Source organism: Streptomyces albipurpureus (assembly GCF_023701525.1).
Lineage (GTDB): Bacteria > Actinomycetota > Actinomycetes > Streptomycetales > Streptomycetaceae > Streptomyces > Streptomyces albipurpureus.
On the sequence record NZ_JAMQAW010000001.1, the window covers coordinates 33,626 to 48,618 of the forward strand.

At 67.3% G+C, this 14,993-nt stretch carries 12 protein-coding genes, 1 tRNA gene and 2 pseudogenes; 6 read left to right on the plus strand and 9 right to left on the minus strand.

From position 1 onward, the window contains the following. Positions 1–216 precede the first annotated feature (216 nt). Positions 217–414: pseudogene (locus NBG84_RS40945) on the plus strand (site-specific integrase); the annotation flags it as partial. A 140-nt stretch (positions 415–554) separates the two neighbouring features. Here NBG84_RS40945 and NBG84_RS40950 read toward each other — a convergent pair. Beyond that, positions 555–767, minus strand: a complete 213-nt coding sequence (locus tag NBG84_RS40950) for a hypothetical protein (RefSeq protein WP_308311984.1) — start codon at positions 765–767, stop codon at positions 555–557. Positions 768–1,433: 666 nt separating this feature from the next. Here NBG84_RS40950 and NBG84_RS00170 point away from each other — a divergent pair. Together NBG84_RS00170 and NBG84_RS00175 are read left to right on the plus strand one after the other, a co-directional pair. Beyond that, positions 1,434–1,733 carry a GNAT family N-acetyltransferase gene (locus tag NBG84_RS00170; protein ID WP_250917304.1) on the plus strand — a complete coding sequence of 100 codons (300 nt, stop codon included), beginning with the start codon at positions 1,434–1,436 and terminating at the stop codon, positions 1,731–1,733. Positions 1,734–1,801: 68 nt separating this feature from the next. Further along, a complete protein-coding gene (locus tag NBG84_RS00175; protein ID WP_250917111.1) occupies positions 1,802–2,113 on the plus strand; it encodes a hypothetical protein in 312 nt (103 codons plus the stop codon). 104 nt (positions 2,114–2,217) lie between these two features. Here NBG84_RS00175 and NBG84_RS00180 read toward each other — a convergent pair whose 3' ends face one another. Next, entirely contained in the window at positions 2,218–2,724 is a 507-nt protein-coding gene (locus NBG84_RS00180; RefSeq protein WP_308311988.1) for a DUF6624 domain-containing protein, read from the minus strand. A gap of 2,937 nt (positions 2,725–5,661) precedes the next feature. Here NBG84_RS00180 and NBG84_RS41335 point away from each other — a divergent pair. Then, positions 5,662–5,952: pseudogene (locus tag NBG84_RS41335) on the plus strand (hypothetical protein); the annotation flags it as partial. Between the two features lie 109 nt (positions 5,953–6,061). Further along, positions 6,062–7,249, plus strand: a complete 1,188-nt coding sequence (locus NBG84_RS00190; protein ID WP_308311986.1) for a tyrosine-type recombinase/integrase — start codon at positions 6,062–6,064, stop codon at positions 7,247–7,249. Between the two features lie 88 nt (positions 7,250–7,337). On the opposite strand, the gene NBG84_RS00195 is transcribed toward NBG84_RS00190, so the two are convergent. Both NBG84_RS00195 and NBG84_RS00200 read right to left on the minus strand, forming a co-directional pair. Then, positions 7,338–7,411 (minus strand) — tRNA-Pro (locus NBG84_RS00195). Positions 7,412–7,627: 216 nt separating this feature from the next. Beyond that, the gene (locus NBG84_RS00200; RefSeq protein ID WP_250917114.1) at positions 7,628–7,996 is read right to left on the minus strand and encodes an MmcQ/YjbR family DNA-binding protein; all 369 of its coding nucleotides are present in this window, start codon (positions 7,994–7,996) and stop codon (positions 7,628–7,630) included. A 688-nt stretch (positions 7,997–8,684) separates the two neighbouring features. Between NBG84_RS00200 and NBG84_RS00205 the strand changes: the two genes are divergently transcribed. Next, positions 8,685–9,881 carry an acyl-CoA dehydrogenase family protein gene (locus NBG84_RS00205; RefSeq protein ID WP_250917115.1) on the plus strand — a complete coding sequence of 399 codons (1,197 nt, stop codon included), beginning with the start codon at positions 8,685–8,687 and terminating at the stop codon, positions 9,879–9,881. Positions 9,882–10,266: 385 nt separating this feature from the next. Here the strand turns inward: NBG84_RS00205 and NBG84_RS00210 are convergent, their stop codons facing one another. From NBG84_RS00210 to NBG84_RS00230, 5 genes are read right to left on the minus strand one after another with little or no spacing between them, the layout of a single operon-like run. Then, positions 10,267–10,842 (minus strand): GAF domain-containing protein, encoded by a 576-nt coding sequence (locus tag NBG84_RS00210; RefSeq protein ID WP_250917116.1) that lies wholly within the window; start codon positions 10,840–10,842, stop codon positions 10,267–10,269. Next, positions 10,839–11,591: a GTP-binding protein gene (locus tag NBG84_RS00215; RefSeq protein ID WP_250917117.1), complete on the minus strand. Its 753-nt coding sequence runs from the start codon at positions 11,589–11,591 to the stop codon at positions 10,839–10,841. Before NBG84_RS00215 ends, NBG84_RS00210 begins: the two co-directional genes overlap by 4 nt. After that, positions 11,569–11,943, minus strand: a complete 375-nt coding sequence (locus NBG84_RS00220; protein WP_250917118.1) for a DUF742 domain-containing protein — start codon at positions 11,941–11,943, stop codon at positions 11,569–11,571. The genes NBG84_RS00215 and NBG84_RS00220 overlap by 23 nt, the downstream gene beginning before the upstream one ends. 2 nt (positions 11,944–11,945) lie before the next feature. After that, positions 11,946–12,380 carry a roadblock/LC7 domain-containing protein gene (locus tag NBG84_RS00225; RefSeq protein WP_250917119.1) on the minus strand — a complete coding sequence of 145 codons (435 nt, stop codon included), beginning with the start codon at positions 12,378–12,380 and terminating at the stop codon, positions 11,946–11,948. A 7-nt stretch (positions 12,381–12,387) separates the two neighbouring features. Further along, positions 12,388–14,310 (minus strand): sensor histidine kinase, encoded by a 1,923-nt coding sequence (locus tag NBG84_RS00230; RefSeq protein WP_250917120.1) that lies wholly within the window; start codon positions 14,308–14,310, stop codon positions 12,388–12,390. Between the last annotated feature and the right edge of the window lie 683 nt (positions 14,311–14,993).

Consider the following 14,993-nt stretch of genomic DNA (forward strand, 5'->3'; position numbering starts at 1 on the left):
CGGGAGTGACAGCAGTTGAGTACGTGGCAAGTGGTGCGGGTGCCGGATCCAGGCCGGTGGGGAACGCTGCCAGCTGAGGGTGTCCTGGGGGTACGGGATCTGCCGGAGGCGGTGGCTCAGATCGGTCTCAAGCCGGGTGATCCGGTATTCGTGCGGCCGGACGGAATGGTCGATGCGGATCTTCTAGATTTCGCCCTGCCGAACACATTCCGAAATATGGAACGTGAGTCGAAGCGAAATTACTCGACGGATATACGGCTGTTGCTCGATTTCCTGTCATCCCGAAATGTCGAGTGGAGGCAGGCAACACAGCAGGACCTGAGTGATTTCCGGGACTGGCGGTGCGAGGCGCCGGCGAACCCTGAGCAGATCGGCGGAACGAAGTGGGACCGGAAGGCGGCGGCCTTCACCAAGCTGTTCAAGTGGGGGAAGGTTCGCCCATTGCCGGTGGACATCTCCCGGCCGGAGGACCGGGCGGCGGACTCCGTCAGCTCGCGGGTGTCTTGGCTGACGCCTCGGACCTGGGGTCTGTGGTCGGACATCGGGCTGCGCGGTCATGGCCGCGGCGGGGCGTCCAGCAGACCGGTGAGCTCCGGAGCGCTTTCGCCCTTGGCGCGCAGGGCGGTGAGGAAGCCAGCGAGCTCGGCCGGGGCGGCCGCGTCGTCCATGACCTGCCGCATCGCCCAGCGGGTGTCGCCTACGGTCAGGTCGCGTCCGGCGAGGAGGGCCGCGAGCAGGCGCGGCCAGGAGCGGGCGGACTCGGTCACAGCGGTTCCCTCACAACAGACGTTCCGGGCGGTGGTATTGAGCGTATCGACAGCCGGGTCGGGGCGCGGCCCATTCCGCGATCCGGGGACGGAGCCGCGGGCCGCCGGATGAGTGATACCGGGCAGTGGTGGGCGCGCCGCACTGCGGCAAGGTGGTGTCTGCCGGCCGGGGGCGGTGGGGTGAAGGGCGACGGCGGTCGGGTGATCGTGAGCCGAAGCCACCGAACTCCTCTCCCCCCTCGCCCACCAGACCTCCGGCTACCGGCGCTCCGCCCTCCTCCACGGCATCCACCTCGCCCGGGCCCGCCTCCTCAGCAAGGACCCCACGCCACCGCACAGTCCCTCACCGCCGTCGCCGACCGGCTCCCCCACGTCTAGTCGGTCCGCTGCCGGCTCCTGCTCACCCAGCTCGGCCGGCACGCCCGGCGGCACCTCCGCTCAGCCGACCGCGCCGCTGCGATCCAGGCCCTGGAACGGGCAGTATCAACCACATGACCGACCCCGACCCGCACCTCTCGGTCGTCCCCTACGACCACTGCGAAGCGCACCGGCTCATGCGGCAGCTCCACGCCGAACAGGTATCCCTCTACGGCTACGCCGACGACCCCGCCGACACCCCGGCCACAGAATTCGCACCGCCCCGGAGGGCTCTTCCTCCTCGCCCACATCGACCCCGCGTCAGAGCCCGTCGCCTGCGGCGGATGGCACCTGATCGACAGCCGTACAGCCGAGATCAAACGCATGTACGTACAACCGGACGCCCGGGGACTCTCCCTCGGACAGCTCCTCCTCACCAGACTCGAACACGACGCCCGGCGCAACGGCGCCAGCCGCATGCTGCTGGAATCCGGCATCAGCAACACCGCCGCTCTCGCGCTCTATCACTCCGCCGGCTACGCCTCGGTCCCCTCCTACCGAAAGGGCCGCAACCCCTCGGTCAACCGTGCGCTTCAGAAACTGCTGTGACCTTCACACGGCCGGACAACGCCGTCATCGCACCAGATGACCTGCACCGGGCCCTATAGTCATCGCCCATGACCTGGAACCATCTGGCGATCGACCTCGGGGCAGGCCACGAGGCCGAGTTGACCTACGGACCCGGTGGCCTCGTCTATGAGGCGGCCCGTCTGGACGTGCAGGAGACCCTGGACCGTCTCACTGGCGAGAACGTCGCTTTCCGGGGTGCGAACCGGGCCTGGAGGAGGGGGCCGGAGGACGACTTCGTCATGAGCCACGGCCGCTATGTGTGGTGCCTGTACGAGGAGAAGCCGGGCGAGCCCACCGGGGACACGGCCCAGCGTCTCGCCGGGAAGCTGATCACCCGCCTGCGGCAGCGCGCCGAGTAGCCATCGGCCCAGGGGCACCCGCCCGGGACAGGTCCGAGTCCGGCAGACCCGGACGGCACCCGCGTGCGATGAAGCACTGTGGCGACGGCCGGAGTCGATCGAGGTCACCGGAGTCCGGAGACGGACCGGATGTAGTCGTCCAGCGGCTCGAAACCCCAGGCGTCCCGGCGCGCTCCGACGCCTGCGGGATCGATCATCGGAAAGGGCGCCAGGCTGCCGTCGTCCTGCCCGAAGAGCTGGGTTCCGAAGACTTGGGGTTCGCCTCGGTGGACGCGGACCCGGTCTTCCAGCAGGGCGCCGTGCCGGACATCGGCGTCCCCCGCCGTCACCGCCCGAGCCAGGAGATCGAGGCACTCCGCCTGAAAGTCTGGCTCCCGGTCGGAGTGCTGTGCCAAGAGCCACGCCGCACCGGCACCCTCCTTGCCGACGAGCGCGTGGCCGGGCCAGCCGTACCGGGCGATCACGTCCCGCAGCCAGCCGGTGTTGTCCTGGTCCACGGCCCGCCACCGCTCGTACAGCTCCTCTGACCGGTCGCCTTCGGGGGTGATTCGGACCCGTCTGGTCCTGAGCCTGACGCTCCAGGAGTTCCCGGCGGAGGGAGTCGTTCTCAGACGGTGGAGCCGGCAGTCTCACAGCCTGCTGCACGGTGCCGAACACGACTCCCAGGGTGAAGCAGAGGCGCTCGGGCATGCCAGAGGCCTCCAGCTCACCCGCGGACAGCCAGCGCCCCTCGCGCCCACCGCGTCCGGTCCGGGCGAAAGGCCGGTCCACGACACCGACATGGACAGCCTCGCGGCGAGCGCTCCCGGCTGGTGAGCTGCTGCCCGCGAACAGCGTGCTCACCTCCCACGCCTCGGTGCCGGAACCGCCTCCAGTTCCGATTCGTACCGGCCGGGGCAGCAGACGGGTGTGGTGGCCGTGCTCTTCGGCCGCCCGCAACGCTGCCTCCGCCGGCGTCTCGCCAGCTCTGCACTGTGCACTGGGGGCGAACCCGTGCTCCAGTGGGCGGGGGTGGACCGTGGCCAAGCCGGCCCCGAAGGCCCCAACCAGGGAGCTTCCCGCGCAGGCGGGGGTGGACCGGCGGAATCGTGGACGAGCGTTCGAACCGGTCCGAGCTTCCCCCGCAGGCGGGGGTGGACCGCTCTGCGGACATCCGGATGTCTTGGACCTCCAGAGCTTCCCGCGCCTGATGATGGTGCTGAACATGATCCTCGAGAGCTTCCCGCGCAGGCGGGGTGGACCATCGGCGCACGGCTCGGGGTGTCTTCACGGACGGAGCTTCCCGCGCAGGCGAGGGTGGACCTTCGGCCTCAGGGGTCCAGGGGCGAACACTCCGGAGCTTCACGCGCAGGCGGGGGTGAACCGGACCTAGACGTTCCGAGTGATCCCGGGCGCAGTACTTCCCGCGCGCCTCGAACAGCCCTGCACATCCGCCTTAACCTCCGCCAAGCGAGGCATAGTCTCCGTCACGCCGCCTCCCGTGTTGAACAGCCTCAGCCCAGATACCTTCATCGACTCACCGCTCGACAACGCCAGGCGAGGGCGGAGCTATTTCCACCAGACGCCTCGAGGCTGGAAGGTTTCGCGTGGGAGACTCGCTGCGCACTACCAGGGGAAGGTTCCGTCCCCCTTCCCCCAGGGTTCTACAGTTTCCCCCATGTGTCCCCCAGGAAGCGGGACACACCTTCAGGAGCCTGCAAAGTCGCAGGTCACAGGGTTGTACATTGGGGCAGAGCGGAAGTCTTCTAAGCGCCTGCTCTATCGATTCCCGATGCATCGACCTAAATTCATACGGAGTGCTCTCCTATGAGGATGCCAATCCTCCCGAAATCCCTACGCTCACCCGAGCGCCCGTCGCAGGTGAGTACTCCCTCCCCACACACATGGAGGCGCACCCTTCAGACGAGGGTTGTAACGATCAAACACGGGAGCGGCATCGCTCCCCCGTGGCCGTGACCGGACACGCCGCAGGGAAAATGGGGGCTGATGCCAGCATTCATGGGGGCGAAATCCCGTGACCGCCGCCTTCAGCCACCTGTGACCCGCAAGGCACTCTGCAACGTCCGGCCCGCCGGGCGTCGCCACCCGCCGCGCCCGTTACGGCCCGGATCCCGCCGCGCCCGTTACGGCCCGGATCCCGCCGCCCTCGACCACCTTCGGCCACGGTGTGAACGCGCCCGGTCAATTGACCGGGAGTGCCGTCGCATGAGCACGGGCAGTAAACCGGAAGGTTCTGCTCACCCCGGAACGGTGCCACGAGCGTTGTCGGTGTCGTCGTCGGTGGGTTCCTGGTCAAGGGCTTCCGGCCCGGCGCCGTCGGGTTCGACGCTTTCCGGTTCGAGGGTGCCGGTCTCCTGGCCGAGGACTTCCCTCTCGGCCTCGGGCCCTCGGCCGACGGGCAGAACCCGGATGGTGCGGTCGATGGGGACCTCGGTGAAGGCGGCACGGTCGAGCCCATGAGGTCACGGCGGTCATCAGATCTAAAGCGCCAGAGCCGGCCCTGCCAGTTACCCAGGACCCGGACTCTCCCAGGGGTAGGCCGCTTGGAGTTCGGTGCGGACGTCGTCCCAGGAGGAGCGGGAGGTAGGGTCACCGAGCTCCGGCCGTCCCGCGATGGTCAGCCCCTGGGCCAGGGATGTCGTCTCCCGCTCAATGTCAGCTCCCGCACGGACCATCCATGCCCTCAGCACACCGACTCCCAGCCGAAAGAGCAACTGCGGGCAGTGGGATCTCCCTGGGACTTTTCTGGGACTTTCCGCTGCATCAACGGGCACGACCGTGAAAGAACGGAAAGGAAATTTATGCAGGTCAGCGGCCTGACCCCAGCAAACACAGCAGGCCACAGAGCTGGCTGGTCTCTTCCGCGACATCCGATCGGGACGATCCGAATCGGTGCATCGCTCGTTGCCGCACCACCACGGAAGAAAGGGCGCTACGCCCACGGCACTGCGGGACTGAAGGCTGCGTGCGCCCTTCACGCGGAGTGAACGCCCCCGCTCGGCCGACGACCAACACCGAACCCCGGCGCTCGCCTGAGCCCTCTTTCTCTTGACGCTCATATGACGCTCGGGGCCCGGAATTCGCCGCAATCGCGCACACCAAATGCCCCCTGACCTGCACCTATCTTCAACGACACCCATGCCGACATCTTCCCGATGACACACCATGTCGAGCGTGCGGCCCTGCTACGCGCCCACCTGACTAAGCCGATGCTCTCCTCTCAGCCGTTGCCTCCCCATCCAACCAAGATCCAGACCGTAGGCGGGCCAAGGCCCGCTCAGCAGCGGTCGGACCCAGAATTCCTGCTGGTCAGAGGACCGCATTTTGTGTACCACCAATGGACTAAAAACCTGTTGGCAACTTCCCGCACCGTGTGGTGACTCGGCGTCCTGCTGGGGTCCGGCACCGATTGCGGGCGGACTGTCGCTCCGTCGTGAACGAGGCTTCACCACCTCGCGGGTGCCGAGGGCATTGCCACCGGGATGACCATCTGCCCCGCATCTGCCTAATGTTGGCCCTCCTGACGTCTGCGGGTGGCTATATAGCAGGTGATCGCCGGTTCCCGAAACCGGGGATCTTGCGGAGATTCGAAGGGTGAACTACCCGCACACACCCCCTTCATCCACCCGCTCACTGCCACCCACGCAACCCTCTTCTCAGGACTTCACGCCCTCCTGTGCAACGCCGTCCGACACCTCCCCTCACACCGAGCCGGACGCGCCACTGTCCGGTACCTGGTACTCACCAGGGAACTCGCCCGCCTCCTCCGCGTCGATCCCTCCACTCTCCGACGCTGGCGCACCGCACATCCCCTCCAAGGCCCCCCGTACGTCCCCGTGAGCGGGCGCGTCGTCCTCTACAGCGCCCGCGACGTGGAAACCTGGCTCACCGAACGCCGCGTCACGCCCGGTCAGGTGAGACACCGAGGCCGTTCCTCTCGGTGTTCGGGTGGCCAGCGACATCGAGCACCGCCCCAACCGCGCTTCGCCCTACCGTGCACGTGTGCGCTGGTTCGACCCCGCCACCAAACGCCGCAAGTCCCTCTCCGAAGGCAAGGACACGCTGGACGAGGCCGAGGAGTGGATCTCCGGCATCCTCAAGGCCGCAGAGGCCGGGATCGCGCCGAACGTGGCCACCATGTCGCTGGCCGAGTACGGCACCACCACCATGGACCTGGCCCTGCGCGGTCTGGAGTTGAAGACGCTGGATCCGTATCTCGCGGGCTGGCGCCGCCGGGTGGTCCCCGCACTCGGCCACTTTCCCGTCCGAATGATCAGCAACGGTGCTGTCGACCGCACCGTGCACGGCTGGATCGCCGACGAACAGAGCCGCTCGACCGTCAAGAACAGCCTCGCGGTCCTCGTGCGTGTCATGGAGCAGGCGGTCCGGGACGGGCTGATCACGGTCAACCCGGCCCGGGTCACCGGCTGGCAGCGCGAGTACAAGCAGGCCGAGGACGAACTCGACAACCCCCGTGCCCTCGCCCTGCGCGACTGGCACACCCTGCTCCACCTCGCCCACGCCCTCGTGGAGCGCTCCCACGGCCACTACCAGGGGTGGGGTGAGGTCGTCGTCTTCCCCGCAGCGACCGCCGCCCGCATCGGTGAAGTCTCCGACGTTCGCGTCGCCGACATCGACACGGTGAACTGGATCTGGACCGTCCGCCGCCAGACCACCCCCGCACCCGGCGGACTCATCGACAAGAACACCAAGGGCAAACGCGCCCGCCACGTCCCCATCGTGGAGGAGATCCGGCCCCTCATCGCCGAACGCATCCTCGCCGCCGGCCCCAACCCCGACGCCCGGCTCTTCACCGGGCCCCGTAGTGGACGTATCTCCACCGCCGTCCTGCGCGACGCCACCCACTGGGACGAGGCCGTCCTCTCACTCGGCCTCGAACACCTACGACGGCACGACCTGCGCCACACCGGACTCACCTGGTTCGCCGACGCAGGAGTCCCCGCCCACGTCCTCCGCAAGATCGCCGGACACGGCTCACTCCTCACCACCCAGCGCTACCTCCACCCCGACATGTCCCAGATCGCGAACGCCGGTGCCGCCCTCACCGCCCACCTCAACCCCGTCCGCGCGCCCCTCAGCCTGGCCGTCCAGTCCGTCCCCGGAAGGCGCCGCTAGACCGTGTGGTCCCCAAATGGTCCCCAAGACATACGGAAAGGCGGTACCGGATTTCTCCGATACCGCTCACGACCTGCGAAAACACAAGTCGGGACGACAGGATTTGAACCTGCGACCCCTTGACCCCCAGTCAAGTGCGCTACCAAGCTGCGCCACGTCCCGATGCCCGTCTGACCTGGGGTTTCCCCTGGTTGAACGCGCATGAGAACAATACCGCACTCTGGGCGATGGTCACGAACCGCTTTCACCCCGGGGACCTACGCCGTGTCGGAAGCTCCCGGAGTCCCTGGGACGACGGGCAGGGGCTCACCGCAGCCAGCGGCCTGCCGGCGAATCCGGGCGGGATGGAGCGGGGTCGGCCCGCCGAACTGCGGCTCGTCACGCGGGTGGGGGCTGCGTGAGCTCGGGATGTGCGGCCAGCAATCTGCGGGGCGCCGCCTGGCGCCAGGAGTCGAGCAAGATCGCGTAGAGCTCGTCATCCCCGTCCAGCGCCGGGAGCCGCACCCGGACCCAGGCGTAGTTGTCGTCATGCCCCGATCGCAGAAAGAACTTCTCGGGCTCGGCCGCGATCAGCTCCTCGCGGTCCTCCTTGGGGCACTTCACGCCCATCACCCGGTCGTCATCGTCGAGAGAGGCAAAGATCCGTCCGCCGCCCTCCAGCCGAAAGGTCGGCATGCCCCAGGCAAGCCTTTCGATCGCCTGCGGCAGCGAGAGAGCGACTCTGCGTACATCGTCAGCGGTGGCCATGCAACGACCGTACGACGCGTCACTGACAATCGCTCCGCCAGCCGATTCACCTTGCTGACAAGCGGGTCAGGAAAACGCTTTCTTGGCCATTCAGAGCCACTCATCCAGCGCCACGGAGGGGGACTCAGCTGTCTCAGGAGACACATGTGACGGGGCGGTCGGTGGATGGCCAGGAGCACAGGGGGCATAAGAGCGCACGAGGCGACGCCCGCACGCTGTGGAACATGGTGGGAGGACCCCCGGCACTCCCCGGCATAGTGCACATAAAGCCCCATAAGGTCACCGCCAAGACCGAATGACCGGCGGCGCACGCGCACGAGGGCTAAGAGAAGTACGCCTCGTACCACCCCCCTCACTTCACGCGCCGGATAGTGCACCTACGCGCTGGCAGCGGCGGCCGTGTGGCTCAATTGCCCTGTTCAGGTGCGTTCATTTGCGTCCAGGTCTATGCCGTATCGGTTCTTCAGAAGGTGCCGAATGTCGCCACTGTGCACGCCTGAGACAGGCTGGTGCCTTTCCGTGCCAAAGCCCCAAGAATCCGTTGCCGTGGGTATGTAGCAGAGGGAACCACGCAGGGAATGCCGTACGGCAGAACAGAGATGGCCGGTCAGCACGGTCGAGACCGGCATCCAGGCACCACCTACTCGAACAATCGCCCGAGTAGGCGTATCGCAAAGGAAGGCTCGCGATGGACGAGTACTTCGCCAGTCAGCTGCACCATCGACTTCGCAACGATGTCAGGTACTTCGCAGAGAAGGAGGTCCGGCCCCGCATTCCCGTGCTGGAGGCAGCACGGACCGCTCACGGTGAGCTGTCGCGGCTGATAGCCAGGCAGGGCTGGCTGGGCGCCACGATCAGCCGTGACTACGGCGGCATGGGAGCGGGCCATCTAGCCAAGACGATCATCATCGAGGAGCTGTCCCGGGTGAGCGGGGCCATGGGCGCGATGGTTCAGGCGTCGCAGCTGGGCGTGGCCAAGATCGTGCACTTCGGCAGCGCCGAACAGAAGCGGGACTGGCTACCCGGGATCGCCTCCGGCCACTGCCTGCCGACCATAGCCGTCACCGAACCCGACTCAGGCGGCCATGTCCTCGGAATGACTGCCACCGCCGTACGAGATGGCGATGAATACATCCTCAATGGCCGAAAGGTGTACGTAGGCAACAGCCATATCGGCGATCTCCACGGTGTGGTGGTCAGGACCGGACCGGGGTCACGCGGGCTGACCGCGTTCCTGGTGGAGTCTGACCGCGCCGGGTGCATCATCGGAGAGCAACGGCCCACGCTGGGGCTGCACGGCTTCAGCTTCGGCGAACTCTTCTTCCGGGACTGCCGGGTACCCGCCCGCAACCGGCTGGGAGCGGAGGGCGACGGGCTCTCCGTCGCGTACTCCTCCAGCGTCCTCTACGGACGCGCGAACCTCACCGCCGTCTCCCTCGGCATCCATCAGGCAATCCTCGACGAGACGACCCGGTTCTGCGCAGAGCGGTACCGCTATGGAAACCCCCTCCACGATCTTCCATCCATCAAAATGAAGCTGGGTAAGCTCCAGTCACGGCTGATGACCGCGCGGCTCGCCGCGTATCACGCCGTCCATCTGCTGGATCAGGGTCTGCCCTGTGACGCGGAGCTGATGAACGCCAAGCTGATCAATGTGGAGTCGACCATCGACTCGGCACGCAACGCCATGGAGATCCACGCCGCGGCCGGACTCTTCACCGACCGTCCGATCGAGCGGTATCTGCGCGACGCGCTCCATATGTTCGCGCCCGCTGGCACCTCTGACATCCAACTGCTGCGGTTGGCTGAGGTGGCGCTCGGGACGGTGAAGGGGCAGTGGTCGCAGCGTCTCTCCGAGGCAGTGAAGCTGGAACCGGCGGTCTGATCAGAGCAAAGGCCGCCAGCCCGGGGATGGGGCCCTGGGTTGGGAATGTCGACATGTGGTGGTGGATTCACCCCTGTCGATGAACGAGCAATGGGGGAATCAGGGATCGGGTCACGGTGGGGCCTCGGAGGGGGGCGCCCACCCAACAGACCATCGATCCTGCGGTGTGGGCGGTCAGGAGGGACTGCCCGTTGGGGGGACACACGGATACGGCAGCGTTCCCATGGGTGCAGGGCCCAGCTGTCACGGGAGTGCGGGAGTACGGCTTCGCGCTCCCCTGTCACTCGGCGAGCGCCCCGCCTCCAAAGTCGTATCCGTCCCCTGTCGCCTGTCGCCTGTCGCCTGTCGCCTGTCGCCTGTCGCCTGCCAACGGGGGCAGCGGCAGTCAGATACCACCGTCCTCACGGCGGTGGATCTGTTCGATCAGCTCCGCGGCCAGCGACTTGATGGTTTCCAGTCCGGCCCTCCCCCAGGGCCGCGGCTCGGTGTCGACCACGCAGATCGTGCCCAACGCCATGCCCGTGCGGTCGATCAGCGGCGCACCGAGGTAGGAGCGGATGCCGATCTCGTCAACGACCGGATTTCCGGCGAATCGGGGGTAGTCGCAGACGTCCTCCAGCACCAACGCCTTGCGTCGGACGACCACATGGGGGCAGTAGCCGTGATCGCGGTCCATGAAACGGCTGACCTCACCGCCCACCGCGGTCACGGCCGCCATCAGGTCGTTGTTGTCGTGGTCGCCCGTCGGGGTGTGGAGACCGGCGAAGAACTGCCGGTTCTCGTCGATGAAGTTGACCATCGAGTACGGAGCACCGGTCACCTTGGCCAGATGGTGTGCAAACTCATCGAAGGCGGGATCCGGGCGATCCCCGAAGCCGAGCTGGCGCAGCCGCTTGACGCGTGCGGGCGCTTCCCTGTCGATGGGGGTCAGCAACAGATGACCGGTTGGGTCGTATGTCATGTAGGTGCTCCATAGCTCGGCGCCGGGGCGGGAACTGCGGTGGTGGTGAGGAGATGTTGGACAAGGGTGACCAGGGTGCCGATCCCCGAGCTGGCGATGCGCGCGTCGCACATCACGACCGGCACCTGCGGTTTGAGATCGATGGCGGACCTGACTTCCTCTGCGTCATATCGATAGGCCCCGTCGAACTCGTTGACGGCGACCACGAAGCCGATACCGCGCCCCTCGAAGAAGTCCACCGCGGAGAAGGAGTCCTGCAGCCGACGGGTGTCGGCGAGGATGACCGCGCCGAGGGCCCCTTCGGACAGCTCGTCCCACATGAACCAGAAGCGTTCCTGGCCGGGTGTTCCGAAGAGGTAGAGCACATGGCGGTCGTCGAGGGTGATGCGGCCGAAGTCCATGGCAACGGTGGTGGTGGTCTTCGATTCGACCCCTTCCAGTGGGTCCGTGGCCTCGCTGACCTGGGTCAGCAGTTCCTCGGTGCTCAGGGGATCGATCTCGCTGACCGCCCCCACAAAGGTCGTTTTGCCGACTCCGAAGCCACCTGCCACCAGGATCTTGAGCGCGGTGGGAAAGAGGGCATCGGACGCGGTGCGATCCAGTGGCTCTGTGTCATTGCTCGCGCGCTGCCCGACCGGGGAGCCGTGGATGAGCGGTCCACGGCTCCGGGAACCCACGGCGGAAGGACCTTTGGTCCGAGAGCCGTGGGTTTCCGAGCTGTCGACTTCAGAGCCGTCGTCGTAGGCCATCGAGCACTGCCTCCAGCAAAGAACGGTCGGTCGGTGTGTCAAGGCAGCGGGGCGCTCGTGTGGTGACCGCGCCGCAGTCCACAAGGTCGGAGAGCAGGACCTTGGTGACGACTGCGGGAAGTCTCAGATGCGCCGCGATTTCAGCGACGGACGTGGGACCGTCGCACAGGCCGAGCGCGAGTACGTGCTCCGGCCCGAGGTTCCTCCCCTTCGGCACGGTCCCGGTGGCCATCACCAAGGAGAGCAGGTCCAGCGCTGCCGTGGGACGGGTACGGCCACCGCTGACCGTGTACGGACGGATGAGCCGGCCGGCGGCATCGTCGAGTAGGGGTCCGTCTTTGGGTACCGGCACAGTCACTGCCCCGCGATGCTCGGCGCCCCGGTCGATTGTCTGGCCGGGGTGGTGAGATAGGGCCGTACGCTCTTCACCAGCATCGCCATCTCGTAGCCGAGTACGGCGGCGTCGGCCTCTCGGCCGGCGAGGACCGCGAGGCAGGTGCCGGAGCCGGCGGTGGAGACGAAGAGCAGGGTCGAATCGAGTTCCACCACCACCTGTCGGACCTCGCCGCCGTCACCGAAGCGCGCACCGGCGCTGCGACCGAGGGAGTAGAGGCCCGAGGCAAGTGCGGCCATGTGGTCGGCGCTGTCGGGTTCTAGACCGTGTACGGACTTCACCAGGCCGTCGGAGGAGAGCAGAACTGCATTGCGGGTGTACGGCACACGCTGGACCAGACCGCTGAGCAGCCAGTCGAGGTCCGAGGTATGACCGTTCGGCGCATCGCTCGCCATGGTGCATCTACTCCTTGGAGGTGTTGTCGTGGCGTTGCGTTGTGGTGGGTGGTGCGGTGGTTCCGGCGTCGGGGTCCACGGTGCGGGCCTGGGCCTCGGCGAGTCCGATGCCCCGTTGGAAGGCCGCCATCAGCCCGGGGTCGTGCATCGCGCCTTCATCGTCTTTGCGAGCCGGTGGACCCATCTTGAGCTGTGGCGCTATGTGCTCCTGGCTCCGTCGACGGGGAAGTTGGGGACGGCCCATGGTGCCGCGTACCACTCCGGTGGGGGCGGGGGTGAGATCCGCCGAGCGGTCGATGATCGGCGCGCTGCCGTTTCTGGCGGTGTAGTTGGCGCCAGGTCGGGCGGCAGCGGGGTTTGGCCGGTCGATGTGCTCCGCCCGTACCGGCAGTGGGGCGAGGACTTCGGGTGTGGTGTGTGCGGGGGGTTGGCTCCGTGGCTCGGGTTGCCTGGTGTGGGTGGGCTGCTGCGGAGGCTGCGGAGGTGCGGCCCCGGCAGGCGGCGGCTGTTGTGATGGGATTTGTTGCGTCGGCGGTCTGAGCTGGGCGGACGACAGCAGCGGCGGCCTGGACGGGATCTGCTGTTGGGTTCGCTGCGGAATCGACGGCGGTGAGGTGGCCTGGGTCGTGATGGTGGGCGGTTTCCGGCGCCGGCGTGTCCTGCCCGAGACCGGGTCGGCCTGGTGGAGACCGCCCGGCTCGGTGCCGAGCAGCCCCTGCGGAAGCACCAGGGTGGCCTGGATACCACCGTAGATATTGGACTGGAGACGGACGGCGATGCCGTGCCGACGAGCGAGTGCCGAGACGACGAAGAGGCCGATGCGTCCGTCCTGGAGGAGGTGGGCGACATTCACCTGATCGGGGTCGGCGAGCAGCGCGTTCATCTTGTCTTGCTCGCCGGCGGGCATACCGAGGCCGCGGTCCTCGACCTCGACGGCGAGCCCCGCCGTGACGTGCTGGGCGCGCAGCAGCACCTGGGTGTGCGGGGCCGAGAACACCGTGGCGTTCTCCACCAGTTCGGCCAGGAGGTGGATGACATCGGCGACCGCGTGGCCCCGCATGGTGCCATCGATCGGCGGGACGAGTTTGACCCGGGGGTAGTGCTCGACCTCGGCGATGGCCGAGCGGAGCACCTCGGTCATGGTGACCGGGTGGGACCACTGGCGTCGGGAGATCGCGCCCCCCAGGACGGCGAGGTTCTCCGCGTGGCGGCGGATGCGGGTGGCGAGGTGGTCGACGTGGAAGAGGCCCTTGAGCAGCTCGGGATCCTCGACCTCGTTCTCCAGCTCATCGAGGAGTTGGATCTCACGGTGGACCAACGACTGGAGCCGCCGCGCCAGATTGACGAAGACCTCGACCTTCTGTTCGTTGCCGACGCTGCTGGAAAGCTGTGACGCCTGGACTACGGCCGCCACCGCGACCTCGTGGGAGCGATTCAACTCCCGGGTGACCAGGTCGAACTCATCCCCGCGCGGGTTCCTCGGCAGCGGCTTGCGGGGGTTGGGCGGACCTTCGCCACGCCGCAGCCGCTCAACGACCTGGCGTAGGTCGTCCTGACCACGCTCGATGGAGCGGCGGAGGTGGGCACATCGGTCGAGTATCGACGCGGCCATGCGGTCCGCTCCGAGTGCCGCCACGGCGACGGCCGCTATGGCGAGCGCGGCGGTGCCGGTCAGCACGATCCAGAGGGCGGGGGTGGGCTCGGGCGTGGCGCTGTGCACGGTGTAGGTCACGGCGGTCGCGCCGCTCAGTGCCGCAACGAGTGCGGGCAGTACCGCTGTACGGAGCAATCGCGGGCGGATGCGGGCTTCCGGCGACGGCGGCATGGGTCGTGGTCTGCGCGCCGCCGAGGCGGAGCGAGTGCCCGACCGACCGTGACGCCCGCTCTCACGGCGGTCCGACCGCGTGGTGGGTTCGCGTAGGGGAGACATCGGCGTCCTTGGTACGTGGGGGTCCCAGGGTTCGGTGTGCTGCGTTAGGGATTCGGCCATGGGTAGGTCGGACGGTTTTCAACTGGTTCGCGGCTGAACGGGCGTTAGCCCGGCGTTGATCACTGGCCACACACGGTAGTCGCCGTCTGCGCACATGTGACGGGCAGTTGGCAAAGTTGCCCGCCATTCGTACCGCTCTGGTATGAGGGATCGCACTTGGGTGCGAAACACCAGGTCGGAAGCTCGGCGGCTGAAGAGCTGCCAGGGGTGCTCGGACCAGAATGCGACAGACGCGGTACGCCCGTGCCTGCGCGGCCATCAACGGCGCTCGGCGCCATGAGGGGCAGCGCCTATGACATGCCTCCCGTGACCAGCGGGGCAGTTGGGAGTCAAGAGGCGAAACCACTGCGCACCTGTACTGAGCTAGGTGACCACTGTGGCGAGAAGAGGGTATTGGGGAGTGATCGCAATCATGTGGTGTGAGAGTCGGTTGGTGACGGAAGTGTTTCCGCTGGGCTCATGGGCATGGCCGATCGGCTGACTCTTCGGGGGTGTGCGCCGGTTTGGCCGCAGCGCCCGAGCGATGCATTGCGTCGTGATGGGAGCGTGCGAAGTGCGGCATCCGGCCTGGTGGGTTCGGCAGGGGAAAGCGGGCCGTACCGATACGGCCATGACGTGGTCAG

Excerpts from the sequence above, each read along its gene's own strand:
- NBG84_RS00230 (WP_250917120.1), bottom strand. The coding sequence starts at position 14,310 with ATGTCTCCCCTACGCGAACCCACCACGCGGTCGGACCGCCGTGAGAGC.
- NBG84_RS00175 (WP_250917111.1), top strand. The coding sequence starts at position 1,802 with ATGACCTGGAACCATCTGGCGATCGACCTCGGGGCAGGCCACGAGGCC.
- NBG84_RS00205 (WP_250917115.1), top strand. The coding sequence starts at position 8,685 with ATGGACGAGTACTTCGCCAGTCAGCTGCACCATCGACTTCGCAACGAT.
- NBG84_RS00215 (WP_250917117.1), bottom strand. The coding sequence starts at position 11,591 with ATGGCCTACGACGACGGCTCTGAAGTCGACAGCTCGGAAACCCACGGC.
- NBG84_RS00200 (WP_250917114.1), bottom strand. The coding sequence starts at position 7,996 with ATGGCCACCGCTGACGATGTACGCAGAGTCGCTCTCTCGCTGCCGCAG.
- NBG84_RS00210 (WP_250917116.1), bottom strand. The coding sequence starts at position 10,842 with ATGACATACGACCCAACCGGTCATCTGTTGCTGACCCCCATCGACAGG.
- NBG84_RS00225 (WP_250917119.1), bottom strand. The coding sequence starts at position 12,380 with ATGGCGAGCGATGCGCCGAACGGTCATACCTCGGACCTCGACTGGCTG.